23 protein-coding genes and 1 pseudogene are annotated in these 24,038 nt (G+C 71.2%); 15 read left to right on the forward strand and 9 right to left on the reverse strand.

Annotated elements, in window-relative coordinates; genetic code table 11:
• The first annotated feature begins 103 nt into the window (after positions 1 to 103).
• A complete protein-coding gene (locus ACZ5WE_RS35585) occupies positions 104 to 1,027 on the forward strand; it encodes a MurR/RpiR family transcriptional regulator (RefSeq protein WP_467695392.1) in 924 nt (307 codons plus the stop codon).
• A gap of 248 nt (positions 1,028 to 1,275) precedes the next feature.
• On the opposite strand, the gene ACZ5WE_RS35590 is transcribed toward ACZ5WE_RS35585, so the two are convergent.
• A complete protein-coding gene (locus ACZ5WE_RS35590; RefSeq protein WP_467695394.1) occupies positions 1,276 to 1,893 on the reverse strand; it encodes a helix-turn-helix domain-containing protein in 618 nt (205 codons plus the stop codon).
• 85 nt (positions 1,894 to 1,978) lie between these two features.
• On the opposite strand from ACZ5WE_RS35590, the gene ACZ5WE_RS35595 reads away from it, so the two are divergent.
• Positions 1,979 to 2,743 carry an AzlC family ABC transporter permease gene (locus tag ACZ5WE_RS35595; RefSeq protein ID WP_467695395.1) on the forward strand — a complete coding sequence of 255 codons (765 nt, stop codon included), beginning with the start codon at positions 1,979 to 1,981 and terminating at the stop codon, positions 2,741 to 2,743.
• A complete protein-coding gene (locus ACZ5WE_RS35600) occupies positions 2,740 to 3,054 on the forward strand; it encodes an AzlD domain-containing protein (RefSeq protein WP_467695397.1) in 315 nt (104 codons plus the stop codon). The genes ACZ5WE_RS35595 and ACZ5WE_RS35600 overlap by 4 nt, the downstream gene beginning before the upstream one ends.
• On the opposite strand, the gene ACZ5WE_RS35605 is transcribed toward ACZ5WE_RS35600, so the two are convergent.
• Positions 3,020 to 4,822 carry an AMP-dependent synthetase/ligase gene (locus ACZ5WE_RS35605; RefSeq protein ID WP_467695398.1) on the reverse strand — a complete coding sequence of 601 codons (1,803 nt, stop codon included), beginning with the start codon at positions 4,820 to 4,822 and terminating at the stop codon, positions 3,020 to 3,022. The two genes, ACZ5WE_RS35600 and ACZ5WE_RS35605, sit on opposite strands and share 35 nt — an antisense overlap.
• Before the next feature lie 176 nt (positions 4,823 to 4,998).
• On the opposite strand from ACZ5WE_RS35605, the gene ACZ5WE_RS35610 reads away from it, so the two are divergent.
• The 4 genes and pseudogenes from ACZ5WE_RS35610 to ACZ5WE_RS35625 all read left to right on the forward strand — a co-directional run.
• Positions 4,999 to 5,370 carry a hypothetical protein gene (locus tag ACZ5WE_RS35610; protein WP_467695400.1) on the forward strand — a complete coding sequence of 124 codons (372 nt, stop codon included), beginning with the start codon at positions 4,999 to 5,001 and terminating at the stop codon, positions 5,368 to 5,370.
• A gap of 65 nt (positions 5,371 to 5,435) precedes the next feature.
• Positions 5,436 to 6,452 carry an AraC family transcriptional regulator gene (locus ACZ5WE_RS35615; protein WP_467695401.1) on the forward strand — a complete coding sequence of 339 codons (1,017 nt, stop codon included), beginning with the start codon at positions 5,436 to 5,438 and terminating at the stop codon, positions 6,450 to 6,452.
• Between the two features lie 87 nt (positions 6,453 to 6,539).
• Positions 6,540 to 7,748: a lipase family protein gene (locus ACZ5WE_RS35620; RefSeq protein ID WP_467695402.1), complete on the forward strand. Its 1,209-nt coding sequence runs from the start codon at positions 6,540 to 6,542 to the stop codon at positions 7,746 to 7,748.
• Positions 7,739 to 7,954 (forward strand): annotated as a pseudogene (locus tag ACZ5WE_RS35625) (dsRBD fold-containing protein); the annotation flags it as partial. The gene ACZ5WE_RS35620 and the pseudogene ACZ5WE_RS35625, both read left to right, overlap by 10 nt.
• Positions 7,955 to 8,017: 63 nt before the next feature.
• Here the strand turns inward: ACZ5WE_RS35625 and ACZ5WE_RS35630 are convergent.
• Both ACZ5WE_RS35630 and ACZ5WE_RS35635 read right to left on the reverse strand, forming a co-directional pair.
• Positions 8,018 to 8,899: an AraC family transcriptional regulator gene (locus ACZ5WE_RS35630; RefSeq protein WP_467695404.1), complete on the reverse strand. Its 882-nt coding sequence runs from the start codon at positions 8,897 to 8,899 to the stop codon at positions 8,018 to 8,020.
• 126 nt (positions 8,900 to 9,025) lie between these two features.
• On the reverse strand, positions 9,026 to 9,529 hold the full coding sequence (locus ACZ5WE_RS35635; RefSeq protein ID WP_467695406.1) for an ATP-binding protein: 504 nt from the start codon (positions 9,527 to 9,529) through the stop codon (positions 9,026 to 9,028).
• Positions 9,530 to 9,664: 135 nt separating this feature from the next.
• Here ACZ5WE_RS35635 and ACZ5WE_RS35640 point away from each other — a divergent pair, with 135 nt between their 5' ends.
• The 3 genes from ACZ5WE_RS35640 to ACZ5WE_RS35650 all read left to right on the forward strand — a co-directional run bounded on the left by ACZ5WE_RS35640 (position 9,665) and on the right by ACZ5WE_RS35650 (position 12,509).
• Positions 9,665 to 10,534, forward strand: coding sequence for a helix-turn-helix domain-containing protein (locus ACZ5WE_RS35640; RefSeq protein WP_467695408.1), 870 nt, complete (start codon positions 9,665 to 9,667; stop codon positions 10,532 to 10,534).
• The gene (locus ACZ5WE_RS35645) at positions 10,531 to 10,785 is read left to right on the forward strand and encodes a DUF397 domain-containing protein (protein ID WP_467695409.1); all 255 of its coding nucleotides are present in this window, start codon (positions 10,531 to 10,533) and stop codon (positions 10,783 to 10,785) included. Before ACZ5WE_RS35640 ends, ACZ5WE_RS35645 begins: the two co-directional genes overlap by 4 nt.
• A gap of 383 nt (positions 10,786 to 11,168) precedes the next feature.
• Positions 11,169 to 12,509 carry a fibronectin type III domain-containing protein gene (locus ACZ5WE_RS35650; protein WP_467695411.1) on the forward strand — a complete coding sequence of 447 codons (1,341 nt, stop codon included), beginning with the start codon at positions 11,169 to 11,171 and terminating at the stop codon, positions 12,507 to 12,509.
• Positions 12,510 to 12,574: 65 nt separating this feature from the next.
• On the opposite strand, the gene ACZ5WE_RS35655 is transcribed toward ACZ5WE_RS35650, so the two are convergent.
• The 4 genes from ACZ5WE_RS35655 to ACZ5WE_RS35670 all read right to left on the reverse strand — a co-directional run bounded on the left by ACZ5WE_RS35655 (position 12,575) and on the right by ACZ5WE_RS35670 (position 18,531).
• A complete protein-coding gene (locus tag ACZ5WE_RS35655) occupies positions 12,575 to 13,234 on the reverse strand; it encodes a maleylpyruvate isomerase N-terminal domain-containing protein (protein ID WP_467695412.1) in 660 nt (219 codons plus the stop codon).
• A 72-nt stretch (positions 13,235 to 13,306) separates the two neighbouring features.
• Positions 13,307 to 14,884, reverse strand: a complete 1,578-nt coding sequence (locus ACZ5WE_RS35660; protein ID WP_467695434.1) for an alpha/beta hydrolase — start codon at positions 14,882 to 14,884, stop codon at positions 13,307 to 13,309.
• Between the two features lie 145 nt (positions 14,885 to 15,029).
• On the reverse strand, positions 15,030 to 16,964 hold the full coding sequence (locus tag ACZ5WE_RS35665; RefSeq protein ID WP_467695414.1) for an AMP-dependent synthetase/ligase: 1,935 nt from the start codon (positions 16,962 to 16,964) through the stop codon (positions 15,030 to 15,032).
• A gap of 289 nt (positions 16,965 to 17,253) precedes the next feature.
• On the reverse strand, positions 17,254 to 18,531 hold the full coding sequence (locus ACZ5WE_RS35670; RefSeq protein ID WP_467695416.1) for an acetyl-CoA C-acetyltransferase: 1,278 nt from the start codon (positions 18,529 to 18,531) through the stop codon (positions 17,254 to 17,256).
• 72 nt (positions 18,532 to 18,603) lie between these two features.
• On the opposite strand from ACZ5WE_RS35670, the gene ACZ5WE_RS35675 reads away from it, so the two are divergent.
• Positions 18,604 to 19,926 (forward strand): 3-oxoacyl-ACP reductase, encoded by a 1,323-nt coding sequence (locus ACZ5WE_RS35675; protein ID WP_467695418.1) that lies wholly within the window; start codon positions 18,604 to 18,606, stop codon positions 19,924 to 19,926.
• Positions 19,927 to 20,288: 362 nt separating this feature from the next.
• Positions 20,289 to 21,149, forward strand: a complete 861-nt coding sequence (locus ACZ5WE_RS35680) for a MaoC family dehydratase (protein ID WP_467695420.1) — start codon at positions 20,289 to 20,291, stop codon at positions 21,147 to 21,149.
• 4 nt (positions 21,150 to 21,153) lie between these two features.
• Here ACZ5WE_RS35680 and ACZ5WE_RS35685 read toward each other — a convergent pair whose 3' ends face one another.
• Positions 21,154 to 21,765 carry a TetR/AcrR family transcriptional regulator gene (locus tag ACZ5WE_RS35685; protein ID WP_467695422.1) on the reverse strand — a complete coding sequence of 204 codons (612 nt, stop codon included), beginning with the start codon at positions 21,763 to 21,765 and terminating at the stop codon, positions 21,154 to 21,156.
• 251 nt (positions 21,766 to 22,016) lie between these two features.
• Between ACZ5WE_RS35685 and ACZ5WE_RS35690 the strand changes: the two genes are divergently transcribed.
• The 3 genes from ACZ5WE_RS35690 to ACZ5WE_RS35700 all read left to right on the forward strand — a co-directional run.
• The gene (locus tag ACZ5WE_RS35690; protein ID WP_467695424.1) at positions 22,017 to 22,538 is read left to right on the forward strand and encodes a hypothetical protein; all 522 of its coding nucleotides are present in this window, start codon (positions 22,017 to 22,019) and stop codon (positions 22,536 to 22,538) included.
• A gap of 90 nt (positions 22,539 to 22,628) precedes the next feature.
• Positions 22,629 to 23,471 carry a DUF4097 family beta strand repeat-containing protein gene (locus ACZ5WE_RS35695; RefSeq protein WP_467695426.1) on the forward strand — a complete coding sequence of 281 codons (843 nt, stop codon included), beginning with the start codon at positions 22,629 to 22,631 and terminating at the stop codon, positions 23,469 to 23,471.
• A gap of 166 nt (positions 23,472 to 23,637) precedes the next feature.
• Positions 23,638 to 24,038, forward strand: a 401-nt coding sequence (locus ACZ5WE_RS35700; RefSeq protein WP_467695428.1) for an ATP-binding cassette domain-containing protein, incomplete at its 3' end; no start/stop codon positions are given.

The raw sequence follows: 24,038 nt of genomic DNA on the forward strand, positions 1-24,038 counted from the left end.
CCTCGCGGCGGAGTGCTGCTGTAACGTTCGTTACGAGAAGCTCTCCCTTTGGAATGCGTTGCCCAGGAGAGTAACCGCCATCACACGAGAGTCAATAGCTGTAATGGAAATTTCAGAGGGTGGGACCGAGGAGGCCGAGGCCTCCGGTGGGGCGGGCCTGGCCCGGCTGCGGGCCGCCGTGCGCGACCAGTGGGAAACGCTCCCGACGTCCGAGCGGGCCGTCGCCCAGTACCTGGTCAGCGCCCCCGTCGAGTCGCTGCTCTTCGCCAGTGCCCAGGAGCTGGGCACGGCGAGCGGCACCAGTAACGCGACGGTGGTCCGCGCCCTGCAGCGCCTCGGTTACGCGGGTCTGCCCGCGCTCAAGCGGGAACTGACGTCGGACTTCACTTCGGCGGTGCCGCCCGAGGTGCGCCTGCGGCAGCGCATCGCGCACGTGGGCCGGGACCTGGACGACATCTGGAGCGACGTCTTCGACGAGGCCCAGGAGCGCATCGAGCACGCGCGGCGCCTGACGCCGGGCGAGGCGCTCCGGGACGCGGTGGGCTTCCTCGCCGAGGCGCCGGAGATCCACTGCTACGGCGTCGCGGCGTCCGAACTCGCCGCGCGGCACCTGGCGTTGGCGCTCGGCAGGATCGGCCGCCGGGCCCGCTTCCTCGGGGACACGGGGTTCACCCTCGCCGACCGTCTGCTCGCCGTGCGGCAGGGCGACGCGGTGGTGATCTTCCAGCCGGGGCGCGCGCTGACCGAGCTGACGGTCCTGATAGAGCGGGCGCGGGCGGTGGGGGCGCGGGTCGTCCTGGTCACGGATGAGCTGGCGCAGCTGTACGGCCCCCGGGTGGACGCGGTCCTGACGGCGCCGCATACGCCTACCGGCATCACTACGGAGGCGTTGACGGCGCTGGTGGTGGCAGACGCGTTGCTGCTTGCGCTGGCGACGCTGGACGAGGGCCTGGCCGTGGAGACCTCGCACCAGCTGACGGCTCTGCGCGAGCAGTTGCTGGCCTCTAGGCCTCGGAAGGGGTCGTAGGCCCGCTCTTCGGCTGCGGCGCCGTCCTGGCCGGGCGCGCAGTTCCCCGCGCCCCTTTGGGGACCGGCCGGCAGTCAGTGCTTGACCCCTGGCCTCGCAAGGGGGCCGTGGGCCGTCCGTTCTTCGACTGCGGCGCCGTCCTGGCCGGGCGCGCAGTTCCCCGCGCCCCTTTGGGGACCGATCGGCAGTCGTTTCCCGCGTCCCTTGGGGGCCGGCCGGTAGTCGCCGTTGGGGCGTGGTTCGGTGGTTTAGGTGTGCTGCATGATCAGGACGAACGTCGTGTCCGGGGTCAGGGCCTCGTACGAGTGGGGGACGTCGCCGCGGTACGACATGTAGTCGCCTGCGGACAGTTCCACCGTTTCGTCGCGCGGGCCCGCCAGGAGGCGGCCCGTGCTGACGATCAGGTGCTCCATCGAGCCGGGAATGTGCGGGTCGGACTCCCGTGCGGAGCCCGGTTCCATCGCCCCGTGGTAGATGTCGCGCCGCACACCCGCGGGGCCCGCCGACAGCAACGTCCCCGCGAACGATGCGCGCTCGGCATGCATCGTCGGGCCCTGCCCGGCCCTGATCACCGTCACCTCGGGCGCGGGCGACTCCACAAGGACGCTGAAGGGCACGCCCAGCGCCACCGCGAGGGCCCACAACGTCTCGATGCCGGGGTTTCCCGTGGCCGCCTCCAGCTGGGACAGCGTCGACTTCGCGACGCCCGCCCGCTTGGCCAGCTCGGAGAGGGACAGCCCCGCCTTGGCCCGCTCCCGGCGCAACGCCGCCGCGACCCATTCGCGCGGCAGGCGGGATCGGACGGTGCCGTCGGCGCCCGCCCCTCCGGCTCCGGTGGCCCCTCCGGCTTCTTCGGCGTCAGTCATGCCCTGCCGCTCCCTCGATCGTTCGGTATGCCGGGTCGATCGTTCGCCTTGACGAACGGCGCTCCCTCTGCCCATCCTACGACGTATGCGTTCGTCACACCGAACAGACAGCCCGCCAGAGCGAACGAACGACGGTTTCGTGCGCCTTGCCCACCTGCCCCGCGGCGTCCTGCGCGACATCGCCCTCGTCTGGCTCGCCGACGCCGTCGTCGGTGTCTCCTTCGGCGCGATCGCCGTCGCGGGCGGCCTGCCCGTCTGGGTGCCGGTTCTGATGTCCCTGCTCGTGTACGCGGGCTCCGCCCAGTTCAGCGCGGTCGGCATCCTCGCCGCAGGCGGCGGTCCGGTGGCCGCTGCAGCCACCGGCCTGCTCCTGAACTCCCGCACGGCCGCGTTCAGCCTGGCCGTCGCCGACAGCCTGGGCCGATCCTGGGCCGCACGGTTCCTGGGCGCGCATCTGATCACCGACGAGACCGCGGCGTTCGTCCTCGCGCAGCCCGACCAGAAGCGGCGCAAGGCCGCGTTCTGGATATCCGGGCTCGGCCTGTTCGCCGTCTGGAACGTCAGCGTCCTCGGGGGCGCGCTCGCCGGGTCCGCGATCGGGGACACCGCCCGCTTCGGCCTCGACGCCGCGTTCCCCGCGGTGCTCCTCGCTCTGGTGCTTCCCGCGCTGCGCGGCGACAGCATGACGCGGCGGGCCGCGGCCGCCGGCGCCGTGATCGCGGTCGCCGCCGCGCCGTGGCTGCCCGCGGGGGTGCCGGTGCTGCTCGCCCTGCTGGGTCTGCTCGCGGCACGGCGCGGACCCGGCCGTCCCGCACGCCCTTCCCGCCTCTCCGAGAGGAGTGCCTCGTGAACGCCTACCTCGCCTGCGTCCTCGTACTCGCCGCCGGAACGTACGCCTTCCGCCTCGCGGGGCCCCTGATGCACGGCCGGATCGAACTGCCCGCCCGCGTCCAGGAGTTGCTCACCGTCGGGGCGACCGTCCTGCTCGTCGCGCTGCTCGCCACCGGCGCCCTCACCGAGGGCCACGGATTCGCCGGGTGGGCACGGCCCATCGGCGTGCTGGCCGGCGGACTGCTCGCCTGGCGCAAGGCGCCCTTCGCCGTGGTGGTGGTCGGCGCGGCGGCGACTACGGCGCTGTTGCGTCTGGCGGGAGTGGCGTAACCGCCGCCCCCTCGCCGCCGCCCCTCTCGTACAGCCCGTCCACCACCCCCGCGTACCGCTCCGTCACCGCACGCCTGCGCACCTTCAGGCTCGGCGTGAGCAGTCCGTCCTCCACCGTGAAGTCCTCGTCGAGCAGGGCGAAATCGCGGATGCGGGCCGGGTGCGAGACGCCTGCGTTCACCTCGTCCACCACCTCCTTGACGAGGGCGCGGACGCGCGGGTCCCGTGCGGGCGGTTCGGTCAGCGTCACGTCCTCGCGGCCCGCCCAGGCGGTGACCTCCTCCGCGTCCAGGGTGATGAGGGCCACCGGGTAGGGACGCTTGTCGCCGACCATCACCGCGCGCGACACGAAACGCGAACGCTGGACGGCCAGTTCACTGAGGGACGGAGTGAGGTTCTTGCCGCCGGAGGTGATGATCAGGTCCTTCTTGCGGCCGGTGATGCTGAGGTAGCCGTCGGGGTCGACCGCTCCCAGGTCACCGGTGTGCAGCCAGCCCTCCTCGTCCAGGGCATCGCGGGTCGCGGCCGGGTCGGCGTGGTAGCCGGGGAAGACCATCTCGCCCCGGGCGAGCACCTCCCCGTCCTCCGCGATGCGGACCTCGCAGCCCTCGACGGGACGGCCGACCGTGCCGTACCGGACCGCGCCGGGATGGTTGAGGCTGATGACACCGGCCGACTCGGTCATCCCGTACCCCTCGTAGACCGCGATCCCGCAGGCCCGAAGGAAGTCGACGACGTGCGGCGCGATGGGTGCGCCGCCGGTCAGCGCCCACCGGACGCGCCCTCCGAGCGCCTGCCGTACCAGCCCGTAGAGGGCCTTGTCCGCTGCCTCGTACGCGTCCTGGAGCGCGGGCGGAAGGTCTCCGTCCGCCGCGAGGACCCCCATGCGTACCGCTTCCTCGAACCGCTCGCGGCCCCCCTCCTGGGACTCCGCGAGGGAGAGGACCACGGAGTACACCTTCTCGAACAGGCGGGGCACGGACGGAAGATGCGTGGGCCTCGCCTCGGCCAGCTCGCCGACGACGTTCTCGATCTTCCCGCCGAAGAAGCACAGCTCGCCGCCCTGGATCAGCGTCGTGAACTCGATGAGCTGGGCGAGGAGATGGGCGAGCGGGAGATAGAGGTACGTGGAGTCGCCGGGGCCGCCCTGGATGAGCGGGAGGGTGGCGGACTGGACGGCGCCCAGATTGCCGTGGGTGAGGAGGCAGCCCTTGGGCAGGCCGGTGGTGCCGGAGGTGTAGATGATGGTGGCGAGGTCGGCGGGGGCGCGGGTCCCGGCGCGGTCCAGCAGTTTCTCCAACAGGGCCTTGGGCGGGGCCGGTTCGGCCGCCCCCGCCCCCTCCGCCATGAGCAGCACGTGCCGCACTCCCGGCAGCCGCGGCCGCAGGCGTTCGATCTTCGCCGCCTGTGTGGCGTCCTCGCAGATCACCACCGAGGTGCCGGAGTCCCCGATGACCCACTCGACCTCCTCGTCCCCCGCCGTCGGGTAGACGGGGACGACCACCGCGCCCGCCGCGAAGGCGGCGAAGTGGGCGTAGGTCCACTCGGGGCAGGTCTCGGCGAGGATCGCCACGCGGTCGTCCGGGCGGACGTCCAGAGCGAGCAGCTCACTGCCGACATCCCTTACACGGGCGCGCAGTTGGTCGTACGAGACCTCCTCCCACGTACCGCCGCCGGACTTGAACCGGAGGGCGGGCAGCTTGCCGTGGCGGTCGGCCGCCCACTCGGTGAGGACGGCGAGGGTCTTGGGGCGCTCCGTCGGCTGCATGCGTACGACGCTAGGGACAGTGCGGTCCTTCCCGGGATGACGGGAAACGTCAGCGGAGTTGGCCGGGTAGCTCACGCGGGGTCGTGGCCGGGCGACTCATGCGGGATCGTGCCGGGCAACTCATGCGGGAGCGTGGCCGGGCAACTCATGCGGGAGCGTGGGGGATCATGGACACCATGGAGACCACTTTCAAGGCTTCGTTCATGGTGGCCGTGGCCATCCAACTCGTCATGGTCGCCGTCCTGGTCTTCCAGATCTGGCGCAAGGAGCGGCACGGCGGTGAGTCGGCTCCGGTGTTCACCGGCGGTGACGCGGTGGCCGGTGGCGCGCTGTTCGGCGGCGCGATGACGCTGACGGCGCTGTTCTCGGACGGTTGGAGCGGCATGTCGTCCAGCGACACCCTGCTGTACGCGGTGACGTTCGGCATCGTCACCGCCGGGCTCGCGACCTTCCTGCGCCGGGCGGGCAAGGGGCGGCCCGACTTCGGCCGCGTCGCCTTCCTGCTCCCCGTCGGCTTCGGGGTGCTCGCGGGCCTGGCCGGAGTCTGACAGCCGCAGCGTGGTGGGCGGCCCCTTCGAGTTCGAGAAGGGGCAGGGCGGGGGAAGGAAACCCCATGCCCAGCCGGACCATCACCGTCCACCACGTCCGCGCCATGCTGCACGGCGCCCGGCGCCACGGGATCGACACCGTCCCGCTGCTCCGCACCGCCCAGATCCCGCCGCTGCTCCTGGGGGACGACCGGGCCCGCATCACCGAGGTCCAGTTCGCGCGCCTCTTCCGGGAGTTGTACCGCGCCACCGGTGACGAGTTCCTCGGCCTCGGCTCGGCCGTCAGCAGGCCGGGCACCTTCGCGATGATGTGCCACGCGTCCCTCGGCTGCCGTGACCTCGGCGCCGCCATGGAGCGGGGCGTCACCTTCTACGGGCTGTTCCCGGGCGGCCCCGACCTCACCCTGGAGCACCGCGAGACGGGCAGCGCCGTCTTCGCCGTACGCAACGACCTCGAACGGGACTACTTCCTCGCCGAGTGCCTGGTCATCATCTGGCACCGCCTGTGCAGCTGGCTGATAGGGCGCCGCATCCCGCTCCACTGGGCCGAGTTCGGGCATCCGCCGCCCCCGCACAAGGACGAGTACGGGCTCCTCTTCGGCTGCCCGGTCCGCTTCGGCGCGACGCACACGGGTGCCGGGTTCGACGAGCACTGGCTGACCGCCCCGCTGATCCGGGACGAGGCTGCGCTCGAGGGGATGCTGAACCGCGCGCCGTTCGATCTCCTCTCGCGGCGCGAGTACGGGACGACGGTCGCCGAACAGGTCCGCCGCGCCCTCGCCCGCGCGCTGCGCACCTCTCCCCGGCTGCCCTCCCTGGGCGAGATCGCCGCCCGCCTCGCGGTGAGCCCCGCGACGCTGCGCCGCCACCTGGCCCAGGAGTCCACCTCGTACCAGCAGTTGAAGGACGCCGTGCGGCGTGACGCGGCGATCGCCGGGCTCGCCGAGGGCGCCGAGCCCATCGCCGACCTCGCCGCGCGACTCGGCTTCTCCGAGGACACGGCCTTCCACCGGGCGTTCCGTCGGTGGACCGGTACCACGCCGGGCGCCTACCGCTATGAGAACCGGGGTCAACAAAGCTGAGCGCTCCAGCCAGCGCCGAACTTACCCGCGAGTCACTACGGTCGTCGCCTGAACACCCCAGCCACTGAGGACAGTTGGGAGAGCCGCATGCACGTTCGCACCAGCGCAAGAAGAAGCGCAAGCGCCAGTCCAGGAGCCGGCGCGAGAACCAGCGCGAGAGCCCTGGCCGTGGTGGCCGCGCTCGGCCTCTCGGCCATCACCCCGGTGACGGCCCAGGCCGCACCGGCCGACGCCGCCGCCCCCGGCGACATCGTCAGCTCCGCACCCAGCAGCTTCCATCCGCTCCCCGGCCAGCCGACCCACACCAAGGCCTGGAAGATCAACTACCGGTCGACGACGGCGAAGGGCGAGCCGAACACCGTCTCCGGGACAGTCATCGTGCCGCAGGACGGCAGGAAGGGCCCCCGCCCCCTCATCACGTACGCCGTCGGGACCATCGGCATGGGCGACCACTGCGCCCCGAGCGCCGGCTTCCCCAGGGGCACGACCCTCGAAGCCAACCTCATCCAGCAACTCACCCTGCGCGGCTGGGCGGTGGCGGTGACGGACTACGAAGGCCTCGGCACCCCCGGCGACCACACCTACACGGTCGGCAGGGCCGAGGGGCAGGCCATGCTCGACGCCGCCCGCGCCGCGATCCGGCTCCCGGACGCGGGGCTCGGTGAGGACACCCCGGTCGGCATCATGGGCTACTCGCAGGGCGGGCAGGCCTCCAGCTGGGCCGCCGAGCTGCACGGTTCGTACGCCCCCGACCTGAAGGTCAAGGGCACGGCGACCGGCGGTGTCCCCGGCGACCTGATGAAGGTGGCGGACTTCAACAACGGTTCGTACGGCTCGGGCCTGATCTTCATGGCGGCGATCGGCCAGAACGCGGCCTTCCCCGAGCTGAACCTGGAGTCGTACCTCAACCCGGCGGGCAAGAAGCTGATCGGCGCGCTGCGCAACAGCTGTGTGGCGGACGGCGCGGTGCTCGGCGCCTTCAAGAAGATCTCCGACATGACGGTGAAGAACCCCCTCGACCAGCCGGACTGGCAGCAGCGGCTGCGCGAGTCGACGGTCGGCACACGGGCTCCCGACGCGCCGGTCTACCAGTACCACGTGATCACCGACGAGTTGATCCCGTACGGCGTGGGCAGGCAGGTCCGCAAGGACTGGTGCGCCAGGGGCGCGAACGTCCAGTGGCACACGGTCCCGCTGGGCGAGCACGTATCCGGCGTGATCACGCAGTCACCGCTGGCGGCGAACTGGCTGGCGGACCGGTTCGCCGGAAAGCCGGCCCGGGGCAACTGCCAGTAGTCACCCGAGCCGCCCGCTGGACCACGGCGGGCGGCCGGGCGCACCCTGACCGCACCCGTGCGGCCGCCCTCGTACGACTCCCCGACGGTAACGAGGTCCGGGCGCACGGATACGCGAGCCGGCACCCTGCCGACTCGTCACAGCCGCGGGTGGGCGAGGAGATCGCGGGGGGGGCGCGGGCGCTGAACGAGCTGGCGATGCAGCTCGCGGCGGACAGGCGCCCGCCGCGCACCGCTGCTCGAACCGCGGCCCACCCGGGCCGCCGCCCCTCAGACCCCCGCCACCGTCCGCTCCACCGGAATCCACAGCTCCGCGTCCGCCCGCGTCCCGTCGTCCGACAGGCGGGTCCGCAGGATCTCCGGTCCCGGCCTGCTCTGGTACGGATTCGACGGGAACCACTGCGTGAACACGTCCCGCCAGAGGTACTGGAGCGTCTGCGGGAACGGACCCTCGCTCTCGAAGACGGCCCAGATCCCGGCGGACACGGTGAGTGCCTCCATGTCGTCGGGCACGGCCCCGCGGGTCACCACACCGTGCCAGTAGTCGAGTTCGGTCCCCTCGGCGCGGCTCTCATCCAGCTTGTCGCTCGCCGAAATGATCCCCTCCGGCCCCTCCCCCTCCTGATCCGACAGGCTCTCGATACGCTGCAGCGTCTCCCGCCCAAGCCCCCGGATGAACTCCGCGATGGCCGGGTTCACGCCCTCGTGCACGAGCGGAACCCGCGCCTTCCTGCCGACGACCCGGAACTCGCCCCTGTCCACAACCCGGTACCGCATGCTGCTGCTCCCTTCGACGATGAGTCGGAAGGTCATCCGTTGCTGGGACCGCAGCGTCGCGCCGTCCCGCCTGGCCTCGCCGGGCCCGACCCCGTGCATCCCGCGGAACGCCCGCGCGAACGCCTCGCCCGACGAGTAGCCGTAGCGCGTGGCCACGTCCAGGAGCGTCCGCTCCCCGGCGAGCACCTCGGCACCCGCGACGGTCAGCCGCCTGCGCCGGATGTACTCCGACAGCGGCATCCCCGCCAGCGCGGAGAACAGCCGCCGGAAGTGGTACTCCGACGTCAGCGCCGTCCGCGCCAGGTCGGCCGCCTCGATCCGCTGATCGAGGTGGGCCTCGATGTGCTCCATGGCCTGGTTCAGCCGCTCCAGCACCCCGGACTCCTTCCCTTTGACACCCTCACGCTAGGAAGGACCCACCCTGCCGGACCCGACATCCTGTGCCCGCTCCGGTCGGGTTCACGTGTTGCCGGCCGGTTGCCTCACGGCGGGACGAAGGCCTCACGGTACGTCCCGGCGGGTACCCGCCCCCGGCTTCGCAACAGCGGATGGCGCGACCCGACCGCTGACCCGGCCTCCAGGCGCACGTCCTCGGAGCTCGGCCCAGACCGTCTTGCCGATCCGGCGCTCCATGACGCCCCACGTGGCGCCGGTCGCCTCGACCAGCCGGAGCCCCCGGCCCGTCTCCGCATCGGGGTCCGGCGGGCGCAACTGCGGGACGCGGTCGCCGCGCGCGTCCGACACCTCGATACGCAGCGTGCGCGCCGACTCCGCGTAGAGGAGCCGGAGTTCGAAGTCCCTTCCGGGGACGTGGCCGTGCGTGACGGCGTTGGCCGCCAACTCGGCGATGACGTGTGCTGCCGCGTCGGAGAGGTCGCTGCCGTGGGGGACGCCCCAGGCTTCCAGCTGGTGGGCGGTGAGGCGGCGGGCGAGGCGGGCACCTCTGCGGGTGGCACTGAGCCGCTGCGCGAACTGCATTTGGGGGGCGGCGATTTGGGATTTCATGTCACTGAGCGTGGTCGGTTGGTTCTAGGCTGACCAGGTACGACGCCGCGACGGAGCGTAGCTGTACGGCTGCCCTGTGCTGTCTGTCGGGTCGTCGGCCGTGACCATTGGACGCACGCGAAGGCGGTACGGGGCATGGCGAACACGGAACCTGAAGAGCGGCGCCCGGAGCGGCCCGCCGAGGAGGACGGCACGGCCCATCTCTTCCGGGCCGTCGGCAAGCAGATCAAGGTGCTGCGCGTCCGGGCGGGCCTGAGCCAGAAGGAACTTGCCGCGCGTACGCACTGCGGCGAGGACCTGATCTCCGCCATGGAACGGGGAGTTCGCACGCCGCAGCCGGAGTTCCTCGACCTGGCGGACCCGTTGCTGGGGGCGGACGGCGTGCTGATCGCGGCGATCGATGACGTGCGGGAGGCGCAGAAGAAGTCGCGTACGCGGCATCCGGACTGGTACCGGGGGTACGCCAGCCTGGAGGCGTTGGCCGTCCAGCTGTACGTGTACACCAACCAGTCCGTTCCGGGCCTCCTCCAGACCGAAGCGTACGCACACTCCATGTTCACCCAGTGGAAGCCGCTACTCAGCGAGGAAACCATCGAGAAGCGGGTGGCGGACCGACTTGCTCGTCAGCAGATCTTCGAACCCTGGCCCTCACCGACGTTCAGTTTCATCCTGGACGAGAGCGTGCTGCTGCGGCCGATCGGTGGGAAGGCCGTGCACGAGGAGCAGCTGCGTAAGCTCCTGCGCATCGGGCGGATGCGGACGGTTCAACTACAGGTGATGCCGTTGGACCGTCAGGAACAACCCAGCCTGGACGGCCCGTTCACTCTCCTGACGCCCAAGAGGCAGCAGCAAGTTGCGTACATGGAGATCCATACATACCCGCGCTTGATCACCGTTCTGGAGGAAGTACGTGTGCTCGCCGTCCGCTATGGGATCCTGCAATCGGAGGCTCTAACGCCCCGTGATTCGCTGGCCCTGATCGAGAAGATGCTGGGAGAACTATGAGCACCGAGGACCTCACCTGGTTCAAGTCCAGCCACAGTAGCGGAGGCGGAGGCGAATGCCTCGAAGTCGCCTACGCCTGGCGCAAGTCCAGTCACAGCGGCGGTGAAGGCGGCTCATGCGTAGAGGTATCGCCCCGCCCCCACGCCATCCACGTACGCGACTCCAAGAACCCCGAAGGCCCCAACCTCGCGATCAAGCCCACCGCGTGGACCACCTTCATCGCGCAGACGGCCATCCGGCCCACCCGCTGACGGTCAGCCCGAGGGCCCGCCCACCAGGACGCCCCTCGGGCAGCACCACGACCCGCTACGACACGACCCGCGCAGCCTTCGAGCACCACTGGTGGCTCGCTGACGTCACGCACATCTTGATCTTGCACTTGCGGTTCTCCGGCACGTTGCTCGCCACGCACCGGTGGAACGGGGCGTTGTGGCCCTTGTAGCTGCCGTTGTCGTCCTTGCGCCAGCCGGTGTAGCCGGCGGGAGCCCGCGCCGCCTCCCCTTTCCCGGTCGTATGCGGCTACAGTTCCTTGCCCCCACGGCACAGCTCAGCACCACCAGCCACCTCCCCCCACGACTGCATCCCGAACTCGCGTACACCCGTGCGTGGTTCCATCGGAAGGGGAACGCCAGCCGTGTCTCAACGCCGCACTCTCAGACCCGCAGCCGTCGCCTCCGCAGCGGCTGTCGTCGTCCTCGCCCTCGGGTTGACCGGCACCGCCCACGCCGCCGCGCCCGCCACGGCCCCCAGCGCCGCCCCTCGCGTCAGCGACGACCCGGACCTGCCCGACAATCCCCTGTACGACGCCCCCGAGAGCTTCAATGTCGCATCAGGGCGTGAGTCCGTCTCCCTGTCCTGGAGCACGCTCTCCGCGGCCACCGGCTACGAGGTGTACCGCGCGGAGGCGGAGGGCTCCGAACCGGACGAGGTCGGCCCGTACGAACTGCTCGACACCGTGGCCGCGAGTTCGTACGTCGACAGCGCCGCCGACCCCGATGTCGCGTACGCCTACAAGATCCGCGCCCGGGACGACGCCGGCCACTTCTCGCCCTACACCGAACCCCGCCGCGGCAGCCGGGACACCGTCTCGCCCTTCGCGCCGCGGGACCTCACCCGTGCCCGCGAGGACGATCGCGGTGTCACGCTGACGTGGCGCACCGGCGACTCGGACGCGGTGAAGTACGTCCTGTACCGCGCCGACTCGCCCAACTCGCACCGCACGAAGGTCGGTTCGACGACCTCGCTGACCTTCCGTGACACGAAGGGCGAGGCGGGCCGCACGTATCTGTACGAGGTGCGGGGCGTCGACGCCGTCGGGAACGAGTCCGAGGCCTCGAACTTCGTGACCGGCACCAAGACCGTCTCGCCGATCAGCGTGCCGCAGGCGCCCTCCCTGGGCAACGCCCAGCTCGTGGGCAAGCGGCTCACGCTGTCCTGGTCCCAGAGCCCGTACGTGCCGGTCTCCTCCTACTCCGTCTACCGCTCCAAGAGCCCCACGGTCGACATCAACGACACGAACAACCGCATAGCCACCACGACGCGTACCGAGTACACCGCCACAGTGAGCGACGCGGAGGACGAGCCGGACTACTACTACGCCGTCATCGCAAGAACCGAGCACCATGTCACCTCGCCCGCCTCGCAATCGGTGCAGCCGACGTACTCGGAGCCCGGCCCGCCCGGCGCCACACAGGTCTACGAGATCACGCCGGGCGCGGGCAGCGTGCGGCTCAGCTGGTACAGCGCCCCGTCCGGCAGCGGCGACGTGCCCGTGGCCGGCTACCACGTCTACCGCTCGACGAAGCCCGGCGTCACCAAGGAGAACGCCGAGTTCACCCACGTCACGAGCGACACGGAGTACGTGGACAGGGAGCTGACGGGCGGCACGAAGTACTACTACGCCATCGCCACCGTCGACGCGGACGGCCTGGAGTCCGCCCTCTCCCCCGAGGTCTCGGCCACGCCGACCTCCTGACGGAGGAGGGGTAGTGCGCGGGGGCCGCGCAAGTACGGCAGCCTCCCGGCCCCCGCCTACTGCCCCTATCCCCGGGGCTCCCCGTACCAGCGCCAGGACGTGCGCCGCTCCTGCCCCGGCAGCTCACCCCGCCCCGTCGCCCACAGCAGCGTCGGCCATGGCTCATCGCCCGAGGGGACGTCGGGGAACAGGCGGTGGAGGACCCGGGAGCACACGTCGGCGGGCGGCGCCCACTCAAGGCCCAGGCCCTCGGCCAGGTCATACGTGTGGACGAGGGTCTCCACGGCTCCCATCGCGGCGAAGCCCTCCGGGTCCGAGATCCCGAAGCCGTGATGGGAGCGGGTCTCCGGTGTCGCGGTGCGTGCCATGGCGATCAACAGCGCCCCGCTCGCCTCGAGCACCTGAAGCAGCCCGGCGGGACCCGCGGCCCGGTCCGCATGGATGGCGTTGGCGGGGCCGCCCGGCCTGCGGGACTCCCAGACGAAGGGAACCTCTCCCGCCAAGGGAGGCTTCCGCGGGCCGAGTTGGGCGGCGTACGCGAAAAGATCGTCGGCGAGGTGCTCCAGGGTCTCCCAGCAGTCCCACTCCAACGTCCCCGCCTTGCCGTCCCAGGCGGCCGGGGGCGCCTCGCGGAGGGCCGCGAGGGCGAGCTGGACGACCCGATCGAGGTCATCGGGGGTGACGGGACCGGGGGTGGCGGCATCTTGTTCGGCTTGTCGGCGCATGGAGGGGGACGGTAGTCGTGCCCGCGCCCGGCCCGCACCGGATTTCTAGCGCACACCCCGGGGGGCCGGACGCTAGTCCTCCTCCTCCGCCCCGCAGGAACTGCCGTTCCTCGGCATCTCCCCGTACAGGAGGAACCCGTCCACCTTGTCCCGCACGCACTTCGAGCCGGCGTAACCGGTGTGCCCGTCGCCCTTGTTGTCCAGGACGACCGCCGCCGAGCCGAGCCGCTTCGCGGTCTCGTCGGTCCAGCGGTACGGCGTGGCCGGGTCGCCCCGGGTCCCGACGAGGAGGAAGTCGGGGCTCTTCACGTCGCGTACGTCGTCGCGGATGTAGTCCGTACCGGGGGGCCGCCCGTAACAGAAGAGCACCGGCGTGAGCATCGACTGCCCGAAGATGGCGGACGTCGACTCGAACTCCTCCTGGAGCTTGCCGACTTCCTTCTCCAGATGGTCCGCGTCGGGCCGGTCCGGGTCGTCCGCGCAGTTCACGGCCATCAGCGCGGCGGCCATGTTGTCGGCGGGAACATCCTCCGGCGCCCGACCGCGCACGCCCGCGAGCCCCCTGCCGGGATTCTGGTGCGCCAGGGACCCGCTCATCCGCAGCAGCGCCCTGGGGTCCCCGTCCGCGAGGAGCGCGCCGAGTGCCTGCGAGAGCGCGGGCCACGACTGCCTGCTGTAGAGCGCCTGGCCGAGGACGTCCACGACGTCCTGTCCGGTGAACTCCGCACCGTCCGACGACTGGAGCGGATAGGTGTCGAGCCCCTTTATCAGTTCGCCCATGTTGTCGCGTGCCGCACGGGAGTCGGTGCCGAGCACGCAACCCGCGTTGTCCGTACACCACTTGATGAAGTTGTCGAGGGCGGTCTGGCGTCCCTCCGCGCTCACCAGCGCCTGCTCCGCGACGTCCTCGGTCAGCGTGTCGACGCCGTCGAGGACCATGCGCCCGACGTTCTTCGGGAACTGGGCGGTGTACACGGCACCGAGCCGCGTCCCGTACGAGAAGCCCAGGTAGTTGAGCTTCTTGTCGCCGAGCACCTGGCGCATGACGTCCAGGTCGCGCGAGACGTTGACGGTCCCTATGTACGGAAGGACGGGTCCCGACTTCTTCTTGCACTGCTCGGCGATCTTGCGCATCTCGTCGAGTACGGCACCGGGCCCATCGGAGCCCCCCTCCATCTCCGGCTCATCGGCACCCACGTCCCCGCAGCTGACGGGCGAACTCTCGCCCACGCCACGGGGGTCGAAGGAGACCACGTCGTATCCCTTGCCGAGATACTCGAACTCCTTCTGCGAATGGAGCAGCCCGGACACGCCGGCGCCGCCGGGGCCTCCGAAGTTCAGCAGGAGCGAACCCCGCGGCTTTCCACTGGACTTGATGCGGATCATGGCGAGCTTGACCGTGCCGCGCCCCGGTTTCGCGTAGTCGAGGGGCACAGTGATCTTGCCGCACTGGATGCTCTTGTCCTTGGGGACGGAGGTGGCATCGGACATGGACATGAGGTCCGCCCCGTCCTCCTCGCAGGCGCCCCATTTGATCTTCTGCGTGTAGAACCGGGAAAGGTCGGGCGATGGGGCGGGGGAAGGCTCGGCCGCCGCGCTCTCGCCCGGCTGCGAGGCTCCTGTGCCCGGCAGCCAGGCCCCTGTCCCCATGACGGCCAGCGCTGTCACGCCGGCGAGTGCAACGGCTCCACGCACGGCAACCTCCCTGGGTCTGCCCCTCGATCACCCTAAGCGCGGGGCAGCGGCCCCGCCCGTTCAGGTGACAGTGAGTGACATTCGCTACCGTGTGTGCCCGCTACCGTGCGTGTCCGTACAGACTCTCGATCTCCTCCGCGAAATCGCGCTCGATGGCGTCCCGCTTCAGCTTCAGGGACGGGGTCAGATGGCCGCTCTCCTCCGTGAAGTCCACGGGCAGGACGGCGAACCGCCGGATGGACTCGGCACGCGAGACGAGCTTGTTGGCCTCGTCGACGGCACGCTGCAGGGTCTCGCGCAGGTCGACGTCGTCCACGAGAGCGGCCAGACCTGTGGGCTCCGTGTGCTCCGTGTGCTCCGTGAGCACCTTCTTCTTCATACGGCACCAGTGCGCGATGCCGTCCGTCTCAAGGGTGAGCAGGGCGGTGATGTAGGGCCGGTCGTCGCCGACGACCATGCACTGGCCGACCAGCGGGTGGGCGCGCAGCCAGTCCTCCAGCGGGGCGGGCGCCACGTTCTTGCCGCCGGTGGTGATGAGGATGTCCTTCTTGCGGCCGGTGATGGACAGATAACCGTCGGCGTCGAGGGCGCCGATGTCCCCGGTGGCGAACCACTCCCCCTTGGCGGGCACCGCGCGCCCGGCCTGCCCGTCCCAGTACCCGCCGAAGACCTGGCCTCCGGCGAGCAGCACCTCGCCGTCGTCGGCGATCCGCACGCGCGTACCCGGCAGCGGCCAGCCCACCGTCCCGAGCTTCGGCTTCAGCGGCGGGGTCACGGTCGCCGCCGCGGTGGTCTCGGTCAGCCCGTACCCCTCGAAGATCTCGATGCCAGCGCCCGCGTAGAACGCGGCGAGGCGGCGCCCCAGCGGTGAACCGCCGCAGATCGCGTAGCGCACCTTGCCGCCGAGGGCCGCGCGTATCCGCCGGTAGACGAGCGGGTCGTACAGCGCGCGGGCAAGCCGCAGCCCGAAGGCCGGCCCGGGCCCCGTGCCGTGTTGCCGCGCCTCGACCGCCTCGCCGTAGCGGACGGCGATGCGGGCCGCGCGGTCGAAGGAGGAGGCACGCCCCATCTTCTCGGCGGTGGCACGCCCCGTATTGAAGACCTTCTCCAGGACGTACGGAATGGCGAGCAGAAAGGTGGGCTTGAACCCGCCCAGATCCCCCAGCAGATCCTCGGTCTGGATGCTGGGCGCGTGGCCGAGCCGCACCCGCGCGCGCAGACAGCCGACGGCGACCATGCGTCCGAAGACATGGGAGAGCGGCAGGAAGAGCAACGTGGAGGCGGGCTCTTTACTGACGGACTTGAAGACGGGATGGAGCAGCTCGATCGCGTTGTCGACTTCGGCGAAGAAGTTGCCGTGGGTCAGGACGCAGCCTTTGGGGCGCCCGGTGGTGCCGGAGGTGTAGATGAGCGTGGCCACGGAGCCGGGCCCCGACTCGGCCCGCCTGCGCGCGACTTCGTCATCCCCGATCTCGGCCTGCCGCCCCAGGTCGGCGAGTCGCCCCACGTCCCCCTTCTCGAAGGTCCACAGATGCTCCAGATCGGGCATCCGGTCCCGCTCGGGCCCGAGCGAGGCGGCGAGCGCCGAGGTCTCGACGGCGAGCGCGATCGCGCCCGAGTCCTGGAGTATCCACCGGGTCTGATAGGCGGAGGAGGTCGGATACACAGGCACGGTCACAAGCCCGGCCGCCCACCCCGCGAAGTCGAGCAGCGTCCACTCGTACGTCGTACGCGCCATGATGGCGAGCCGGTCCCCCGGGGCGAGCCCCTCGGCGATCAACCCCTTGGCCACGGCGAGGACTTCATCGGCGAACACCGCGGCGGACACGTCCCGCCACCGCCCGTCCCCGCCCTTGCGGGAGAGCACGGCTTCGGCGGGCGCCTCACGTGCGTTGTCGAAGGGGATGTCGGCGAGGGACCCCCTGCGGACGACGGAGGCGAACGGCGGAACGGAGACTTCGCGTACGACGCCGTCGAGGTGGCGCAGGTGGGGCTCTACGAAGGCGGGCTGAGGGGTGATGGGGCTGGGGGGCATGGGTGGGAGCTCCTTGCGGGTGAAGGGGGCGGCGAGGGACTTCAGCCCCTCCGGGGCTCAGGAATCCAGCCTCTCCGGCGTTGAGGAGCGGGGTCTGGGGCGGAGCCCCAGGGGTGCCGGGGGCCTGTCTTGGGGGTCCGAGGGCTTGCCCCCGGTTTCGGGAAGGGGCGGGCTCGGGGAGGCAACGGCGAGCCACCCTCCGCTCCGGCCTCGGGGAGGCAACTGCGAACCACTCCCGCTCCGGGCTTGGGAGCCAACGACGACTCACCCCCGGGGAGCCGACGACGACTCACTCCCGCTCCAGGATCGCCGTCACTCCCTGCCCACCCGCGGCGCAGATGGAGATGAGCCCCCGCCCGGGAGCCCCCCGCTCGGCAAGCAGCTTCGCCAGCGTGGCGACGATCCGCGCGCCGGTGGCGGCGAAGGGGTGCCCCGTGGCGAGCGAGGACCCTGCGGCATTGAGCCGCTCCCGGTCCACCACCCCGAGCCCCCGCTTCTCCCAGGCGGCCAACGTGGCAAGCACCTGCGAGGCGAACGCCTCGTGGATCTCGACGAAGTCGAAGTCCGCGAGCCCGAGCCCCACCCGCTCCAGCATCCGCGGCACGGCGTACGCGGGCGCCATCAGCAGCCCGTCACCGCCGCCCACGACGTCACCGCCGACGAAGTCGACGGCGGCGGTCTCGTACGCGGTCAGACAGGCAAGCGGTTCGAGCCCGCGCTCCCCGGCCCACTCCTCACTGGCGAGCAGGGCGACGGCGGCGCCGTCGGTCAGGGGCGTGGAATTCCCAGCGGTCATGGTGGGGTTGGGCCCCTTCACGCCGAAGACCGGCGGCAACGTCGCCAGCTTCTCGACGCTCGACCCGGGCCGCAGATTCTGGTCCCGTTCGAGCGCACGGAACGGCACGACGAGCCCGTCCAGGAACCCCCTGCCGTACGCGGCGGCAAGCCGCTGGTGGCTGGCGGCGGCCAGTTCGTCCTGCGCCTCGCGCGTGACGCCCCACGCCTGGGCGGTCACGGCGGCGTGCTCACCCATCGAAAGCCCGGTGCGGGGCTCCGCGTTGCGCGGGATGTCGGGCACGAGATGCGAGGGCCGCACGCGGGCGAGCGCCTTGACCCGCCCCCCTGCCGTCTTCGCGCGGCGGGCGGACAGGAGGATCTTCCGCAGGGAGTCGTTGACACCGAGGGGGGCGTCGCTCGCGGTGTCGGCGCCGCCCGCGACGGCGGACTCCGTCTGCCCCAGCGTGATCTTGTTGGCGGCGGCGATGACGGCTTGCAGCCCGGTGCCGCAGGCCTGCTGGATGTCGTACGCGGGCGTGGTCGCCGCCAGCCGCGAACCGAGGACGGTCTCGCGGGCGAGATTGAAGTCCCGGCTGTGCTTGAGGACGGCACCGGCGACGAACTCCCCGATCACGCCCTCCCCCTCAAGGCGGTACCGCTCCACGAGTCCGTCGAGCGCGGCGGTCAGCATCTCCTGGTTCGACGCGGTGGCGTAGGGGCCGTCGGAGCGCGCGAAGGGGATGCGGCTGCCGCCGATGACCGCCACGCGGCGGGTGGTGGGCAGTTTCATGTCTCGACCAGATCCTGACCCTTGAGTAACCTTACTCTGAAGTAAATTTACGACCGAGCTGGGAGTTGGACAATGGCCGATCGCTATCTGAACTTCACGGGCACCGCACCCGGCCGCTTCCTCACCCGAAGGCTCGGCCTGCCCCAGCCGTCGGCGCTGCGCCGCTGGTCTCCGGAACACCCCTCCCTGGATGGCGAGTTGCTGCTCCTGACGGCGGGCGGGGGCTCCCCTCACGGGGCGGACCTGGCTTCGGCCTTGGCGCGAACAACCTTGAAGCTGACACCCGATTCCTCCCGCCCGGAAGCGGTGGTGCTGGACGCAACGGGCATAAGCGACACCTCCGACCTCGCCCTCGTACACGCGGCGCTGCACCCCGTGGTGCGCTCGGTGATGGAGAACGGCCGCGTGGTGGTGCTCGGCGCCCCCGTCTCGCCCTCGGACCACCACCAGGCGGCGGCGCAACAGGCGTTGGAGGGTTTCGTACGATCCCTGGGCAAGGAACTGGGCAGGGGCCGCACGGTGACGCTGGTCCGCATGCGCTCCGCGGTGGCCGCGGAGTCGACACTGCGGTTCCTGCTGTCACCGAGGTCGGCGTATGTCAGCGGCCAGGTGATCGAGGTGGGGGAGGCGGAGGATCAGGCCGCCCCGTGCGACTGGGACCGTCCACTGTCCGGCCGTACGGCACTCGTCACCGGGGCGGCGCGGGGCATCGGCGAGGCGGTGGCGGAGGTGCTCGCGCGGGACGGTGCGCGGGTGGTGGTACTCGATGTGCCGTCCGCGCAGGCGGATTTGGTACGGGTGGCGGACCGACTCGGCGGAACCGCGCTGCCGCTGGACATCACGGCGGAGGACGCCGGGGAGCGCATGGCTTCGGCGCTCGCGCCCGGCGGTCTGGACATCCTCGTCCACAACGCGGGGATCACGAGGGACCGCAAGCTGGCCAACATGCCGGCGGACCGCTGGGGCCCGGTCCTGGACGTGAACCTGACGAGTGTGCTGCGCACGACGGACGCGTTGCTCAAGTCCGGGACGCTGAACCGGGGCGGGAGCGTGGTGGCCACGGCGTCGATCGCGGGGATCGCGGGGAATGCGGGTCAGACGAACTACGCCGCGAGCAAGGCGGGGATCATCGGCCTGGTTCGCTCGCTCGCGCCGGGGGCGTTCGCGGAGTACGGGGTGAGGGTGAACGCGGTGGCCCCCGGGTTCATCGAGACGAAGATGACGGCGGCGGTCCCTCTCTTCATCCGTGAGGCGGGCCGCAGGATGAACTCCCTTGCGCAGGGGGGTCTGCCGGTGGACGTGGCGGAGACCACGGCGTGGCTCTCCTCCCCGGCATCAACTGCCGTGAACGGGCAGGTGGTTCGGGTCTGCGGCCAAAGCCTGCTCGGGTCGTAGCCCTCGGTGCGACGGTGTCCTCGCCGGCCCCGCGGCCTCGCCCGCCCCGAACTGCCCCTCCCCACCCCCCACCCGCCCGGTTGCCCCGCATCCACCCCTGAACGAACAAGCCTTCCCGCCCACCCATCCCGACTGCCCCGCAGCGACCAGCGAACAGCGAACAGCCGCAGCCGGCAGCGAGACGCGAGGGGACGTGCCGGTATGTCCGCCCGGAGCACGGCTCCCGAAGACTCCGGAACCGAAGCACCCAAACGCCCACCGGACGACAGCGAGGACGGACATACCGGCGCGGCCCCGCACCCACACACAGACGCACCCCGCAGCAACACACGACGCCCGCACCCCGCCCCGAAAGGACCCCCATGCTCGCCCCCCAGCTCCTCCGTGGTGCGATCCTCTCCCCGTTCAAGCGGCCCCGGCCCGACGCCCCGCTCCCCGCCGCACGTCCGACCCTCGGCGGCCTGCGTCCCGATGCGGGGCACCTCGCCGCCTACTCGCGCCTCTGCGGCTACCGCACCGCCCCGCGCACCCTCCCCCTCACCTACCCCCACGTCCTCAGCTTCCCCCTGGCCATGCGCCTCATGACCACCCGCGCCTTTCCGCTCCCGCTCCTCGGTCTCGTCCACACGTCCATCGAGATCACCCAGCAGCGCGCCCTGAGCGTCGACGATGAGCTTGAACTCGCCGTGCACGCACGCCAGTTGGCTGCCCATCGCCGCGGTACCGAAGCCACCCTCGTCACCGAGGCACGCGTCGACAGCGCCGTCGTATGGACGTCAAGCAGCACCTACCTGGCCCGCCATCGCACCGACACACCGGCCGCGCCGCGCGACAGCAACAGCAACAGCAACAGCAACAGCAACAGCAACAGCAGCGAGCCCCTTCCCGCCCTCGCCGAGTGGCCCCTCCCCCGCGACCTCGGCCGTCGCTACGCTGCCGTCTCAGGTGACCGCAACCCCATCCACCTGCACCCCCTCACCGCACGCCTCCTCGGCTTCCCCCGCGCCATCGCCCACGGCATGTGGACCGCCGCCCGCTGCCTCGCGGAGTTCGACGCGTCCGAAGCCACCCACGAAGCCACCCTCGAAACCGCCCACGTCGCCGTCGACTTCAAGGCGCCCGTACTGCTCCCCAGTACCGTCACCTACGCCGCCGAAGGCCCGGCCTTCCAACTCCGCGACTCCACCACCGGCGCGATCCACCTCAGCGGAACCCTCCGCTGATGCGCTAAGGCACCCACCTCCGCCCCTCCATCAACGCCCCGAGCCCCGCCCACGCGAAGTTCATCAGCGTCGCCGCAGCCTCCTTCGCCGATACCGACGCGTCCCCGTTCGCCCAACCGGCGAGTGACTCCGCCGCGCCCACCAACGCCTGCGCCAGGCCCGCGACTTCGCGCTCCGCGAGCTCCGGCTTCCGGTGCGCGTCCCGTGCCGCCTCCGCGATCAGTGACGTCACGAACGCCACGATCTCCTCACGCATCACGGTGACCTCCGCGGCGAACGGCTCCCCCTGCGTCCGCGCCTGATGGTGCAGGACCACCCATGCGTCGGGCCGCTCCGCGGTATGCGTGAAGAAGGCCCGCAGGCCGGCCCACAGCTGCCGGTCGGCGGGCCCGCCACCGCTCACCCCGCCCCGCACCGCCGCGACCAACGCCGCGGCCTCCCGCCGGATGCACGCGGTGAACAGCTCTTCCTTGGAGTTCAGGTACAGATACACCAGCGGCTTTGAAACCCCCGCGACCTCCGCGATCTCATCCATGGACGCCGCCCGGTACCCCCGCTGCCCGAAGATCCGTACGGCGGCATCCAGCATCTGCTGCTCCCGCACGGCCCGCGGCATCCGCTTCTGCCGCCTCCCCACCGCACCGCCAGCCGGACCGCCAGCCGCACCGCCAGCCGCACCGGCCTTCACGTCGCCCACCCCGGCGCCCCCTCCCACACAACCCGTGCACAGAAGGGCCCAGCCTACGGTCGGCGCGATCGGGCACCACGCGGCATCAGGTGGCACCCCTGGCGCCTACTGGCACCCATTGGCGCCACGCGGCGCCACCAGGCTTGCGCATGGCGCCATCGTGGTGCCATGATGACGTCATGGACCTCACCCCGTATGTCGACAACCTCCGCCGTGAACTCGCGGTGGCCGCCGAAGCCGGCGGGGAAGACGCTCGCGAGCTGGCCGACCGGCTCACCGCTCCCCTGGAGTCGGCAACCCGGCTGACCATGCTCAACGTGCTCTCGGCCGCGATGGACGAGATCACCCGCGAGCTCGCCCCCGGCTCGGTCGACGTACGGCTGCGTGGGCTCGACCCCGACTTCGTGGTGACGCTGCCGCCCACCGACAGCGGCGCCTCCGCGGAGCCGGACGCCTCGTACGAACCCCTCAAGGCGCAGGCGCCCGCGGAAGGCGACGAGGGCGCCACCGCCCGTGTGAACCTGCGCCTGCCAGCCCACCTCAAGGCCCGCGCCGAGCAGGCCGCGACCCGCGAGGGCCTCTCGGTCAACGCCTGGCTGACCCGCGCCGTGTCGGCCGCGGTCGACGGCGGCGGAGCCCGGGCCCGTACGCCGGAGAGGGCCAAGACCGTCGGACAGAGCATCACGGGCTGGGTGCGGTAACCACGCCTCCGCCCCGCCCCTCCCACCACTTCACCCACACCACGTCCCACCAGCGGGGACGCTCCAAGGACCCAAGAGGACGGGACAGCCATGCCTTCTTTCGACACTCCCGAAGCGATCTCGGTCGCGGCACATGTAGGCGCCGGTTCCATCCGGTTCACCGCCGGCGAGCGACCTGACACCCTCGTCGAGGTCGCGGCCCAGAACCCGAAGAGCAACAAGGACGTTCGGGCCGCCGAGCAGACCGAGGTCACGTACGCGAGCGGCGTTCTGAACATCAGGACGAAGGAGCGCCTCATGATCGGCCCCACCGGCGCCGTCGACGTGACGGTCGAACTGCCCACAGGCTCGCACGTCGAGGTGAGCGGCTCCTGGACCCAGGTGCTCGGCGAGGGCAGGCTCGGCAAGGTCCGCGTGAAGTCCTCGGGGGGCGACGTCCGCCTCGACAGGACCGGGCCGCTCCACCTGACCGTCTCCCACGGCTCGATCACCGTCGACCGGGCCGAGGGCCCGGCGGAGATCACCACCAGCTCCGGCAGCATCCGCGTCGGCCTCGTCGACGGCCCCGCCATGCTGAAGAACTCGCACGGCAGCACCACCGTCGGCGCCGCGACCGGCGACCTGCGGGTGAGCGGCGCCAACGGCGCCATCGAGATCGCGCGCGCCGAGGGCTCGGTCACCGCGACCAACGCCCATGGCGCCCTGCGCATCGCCGAAGCCGCCCGCGGCACCGTCCAGTTGGAGACCAACTACGGCGCCATCGAGGTCGGCATCCGCGAGGGCACGGCCGCCTGGCTCGACATCAGTTCCGACAAGGGGCAGGTGCGCAACCTGCTCACCTCGTCCGAGGGCCCGGAGGAGACCGAGGACACCGTCAAGATCCGCGCCCGCACCCGGCACGGAAACATCGACATCGTCCGCGCCAAGGTCTGACCGCCCCGAAAGATCCCGACCGCCCCCTTCGCGTCCCAGCCCCTTCGCGCCCCAGCCCTCTTCAGCCACGTCAGCCGCTCTGCCACATCAGTCGCCACAGCCACGCCAGCCGCCACAGCCACGCCAGCCGCACCAGAACACTTGAGCCTTCGAAAGGGAGGACCTCATGCCTTCTTTTGTCATGCCCACATCCAACCGAGGCAATGGCCACGCGTCCCCTGCCGCCGTCTCCACCGTCGGACTGCGCAAGTCCTACGGCGACAAGACCGTCCTCGACGGCATCGATCTGCACATCCCGGCAGGGTCGGTCTTCGCGCTGCTCGGGCCGAACGGCGCGGGCAAGACCACCGCCGTGAAGATCCTCTCCACGCTCATCACCGCCGACGACGGTCAGGCGCAGGTCGCGGGCCACGACATCACCACCTCACCGGACGGGGTGCGTGCCGCGATCGGTGTCACCGGTCAGTTCTCCGCCGTGGACGGTCTGATCACCGGCGAGGAGAACATGCTCCTCATGGCCGACCTGCACCACCTGCCCAAGCACGAAGGACGGCGGGTCGCCGCCGA

This window comes from Streptomyces sp. NPDC033180 (assembly GCF_055577645.1).

What these genes read in the sequence shown, in the direction of transcription:
- ACZ5WE_RS35585 (WP_467695392.1), top strand. Translation starts at nt 104, where the DNA reads ATGGAAATTTCAGAGGGTGGGACCGAGGAGGCCGAGGCCTCCGGTGGG.
- ACZ5WE_RS35590 (WP_467695394.1), bottom strand. Translation starts at nt 1,893, where the DNA reads ATGACTGACGCCGAAGAAGCCGGAGGGGCCACCGGAGCCGGAGGGGCG.
- ACZ5WE_RS35595 (WP_467695395.1), top strand. Translation starts at nt 1,979, where the DNA reads ATGCGTTCGTCACACCGAACAGACAGCCCGCCAGAGCGAACGAACGAC.
- ACZ5WE_RS35605 (WP_467695398.1), bottom strand. Translation starts at nt 4,822, where the DNA reads ATGCAGCCGACGGAGCGCCCCAAGACCCTCGCCGTCCTCACCGAGTGG.
- ACZ5WE_RS35610 (WP_467695400.1), top strand. Translation starts at nt 4,999, where the DNA reads ATGGAGACCACTTTCAAGGCTTCGTTCATGGTGGCCGTGGCCATCCAA.
- ACZ5WE_RS35615 (WP_467695401.1), top strand. Translation starts at nt 5,436, where the DNA reads ATGCCCAGCCGGACCATCACCGTCCACCACGTCCGCGCCATGCTGCAC.
- ACZ5WE_RS35620 (WP_467695402.1), top strand. Translation starts at nt 6,540, where the DNA reads ATGCACGTTCGCACCAGCGCAAGAAGAAGCGCAAGCGCCAGTCCAGGA.
- ACZ5WE_RS35635 (WP_467695406.1), bottom strand. Translation starts at nt 9,529, where the DNA reads ATGAAATCCCAAATCGCCGCCCCCCAAATGCAGTTCGCGCAGCGGCTC.
- ACZ5WE_RS35640 (WP_467695408.1), top strand. Translation starts at nt 9,665, where the DNA reads ATGGCGAACACGGAACCTGAAGAGCGGCGCCCGGAGCGGCCCGCCGAG.
- ACZ5WE_RS35645 (WP_467695409.1), top strand. Translation starts at nt 10,531, where the DNA reads ATGAGCACCGAGGACCTCACCTGGTTCAAGTCCAGCCACAGTAGCGGA.
- ACZ5WE_RS35655 (WP_467695412.1), bottom strand. Translation starts at nt 13,234, where the DNA reads ATGCGCCGACAAGCCGAACAAGATGCCGCCACCCCCGGTCCCGTCACC.
- ACZ5WE_RS35660 (WP_467695434.1), bottom strand. Translation starts at nt 14,884, where the DNA reads ATGGGGACAGGGGCCTGGCTGCCGGGCACAGGAGCCTCGCAGCCGGGC.
- ACZ5WE_RS35665 (WP_467695414.1), bottom strand. Translation starts at nt 16,964, where the DNA reads ATGCCCCCCAGCCCCATCACCCCTCAGCCCGCCTTCGTAGAGCCCCAC.
- ACZ5WE_RS35670 (WP_467695416.1), bottom strand. Translation starts at nt 18,531, where the DNA reads ATGAAACTGCCCACCACCCGCCGCGTGGCGGTCATCGGCGGCAGCCGC.
- ACZ5WE_RS35675 (WP_467695418.1), top strand. Translation starts at nt 18,604, where the DNA reads ATGGCCGATCGCTATCTGAACTTCACGGGCACCGCACCCGGCCGCTTC.
- ACZ5WE_RS35680 (WP_467695420.1), top strand. Translation starts at nt 20,289, where the DNA reads ATGCTCGCCCCCCAGCTCCTCCGTGGTGCGATCCTCTCCCCGTTCAAG.
- ACZ5WE_RS35685 (WP_467695422.1), bottom strand. Translation starts at nt 21,765, where the DNA reads ATGCCGCGGGCCGTGCGGGAGCAGCAGATGCTGGATGCCGCCGTACGG.
- ACZ5WE_RS35690 (WP_467695424.1), top strand. Translation starts at nt 22,017, where the DNA reads ATGGACCTCACCCCGTATGTCGACAACCTCCGCCGTGAACTCGCGGTG.
- ACZ5WE_RS35695 (WP_467695426.1), top strand. Translation starts at nt 22,629, where the DNA reads ATGCCTTCTTTCGACACTCCCGAAGCGATCTCGGTCGCGGCACATGTA.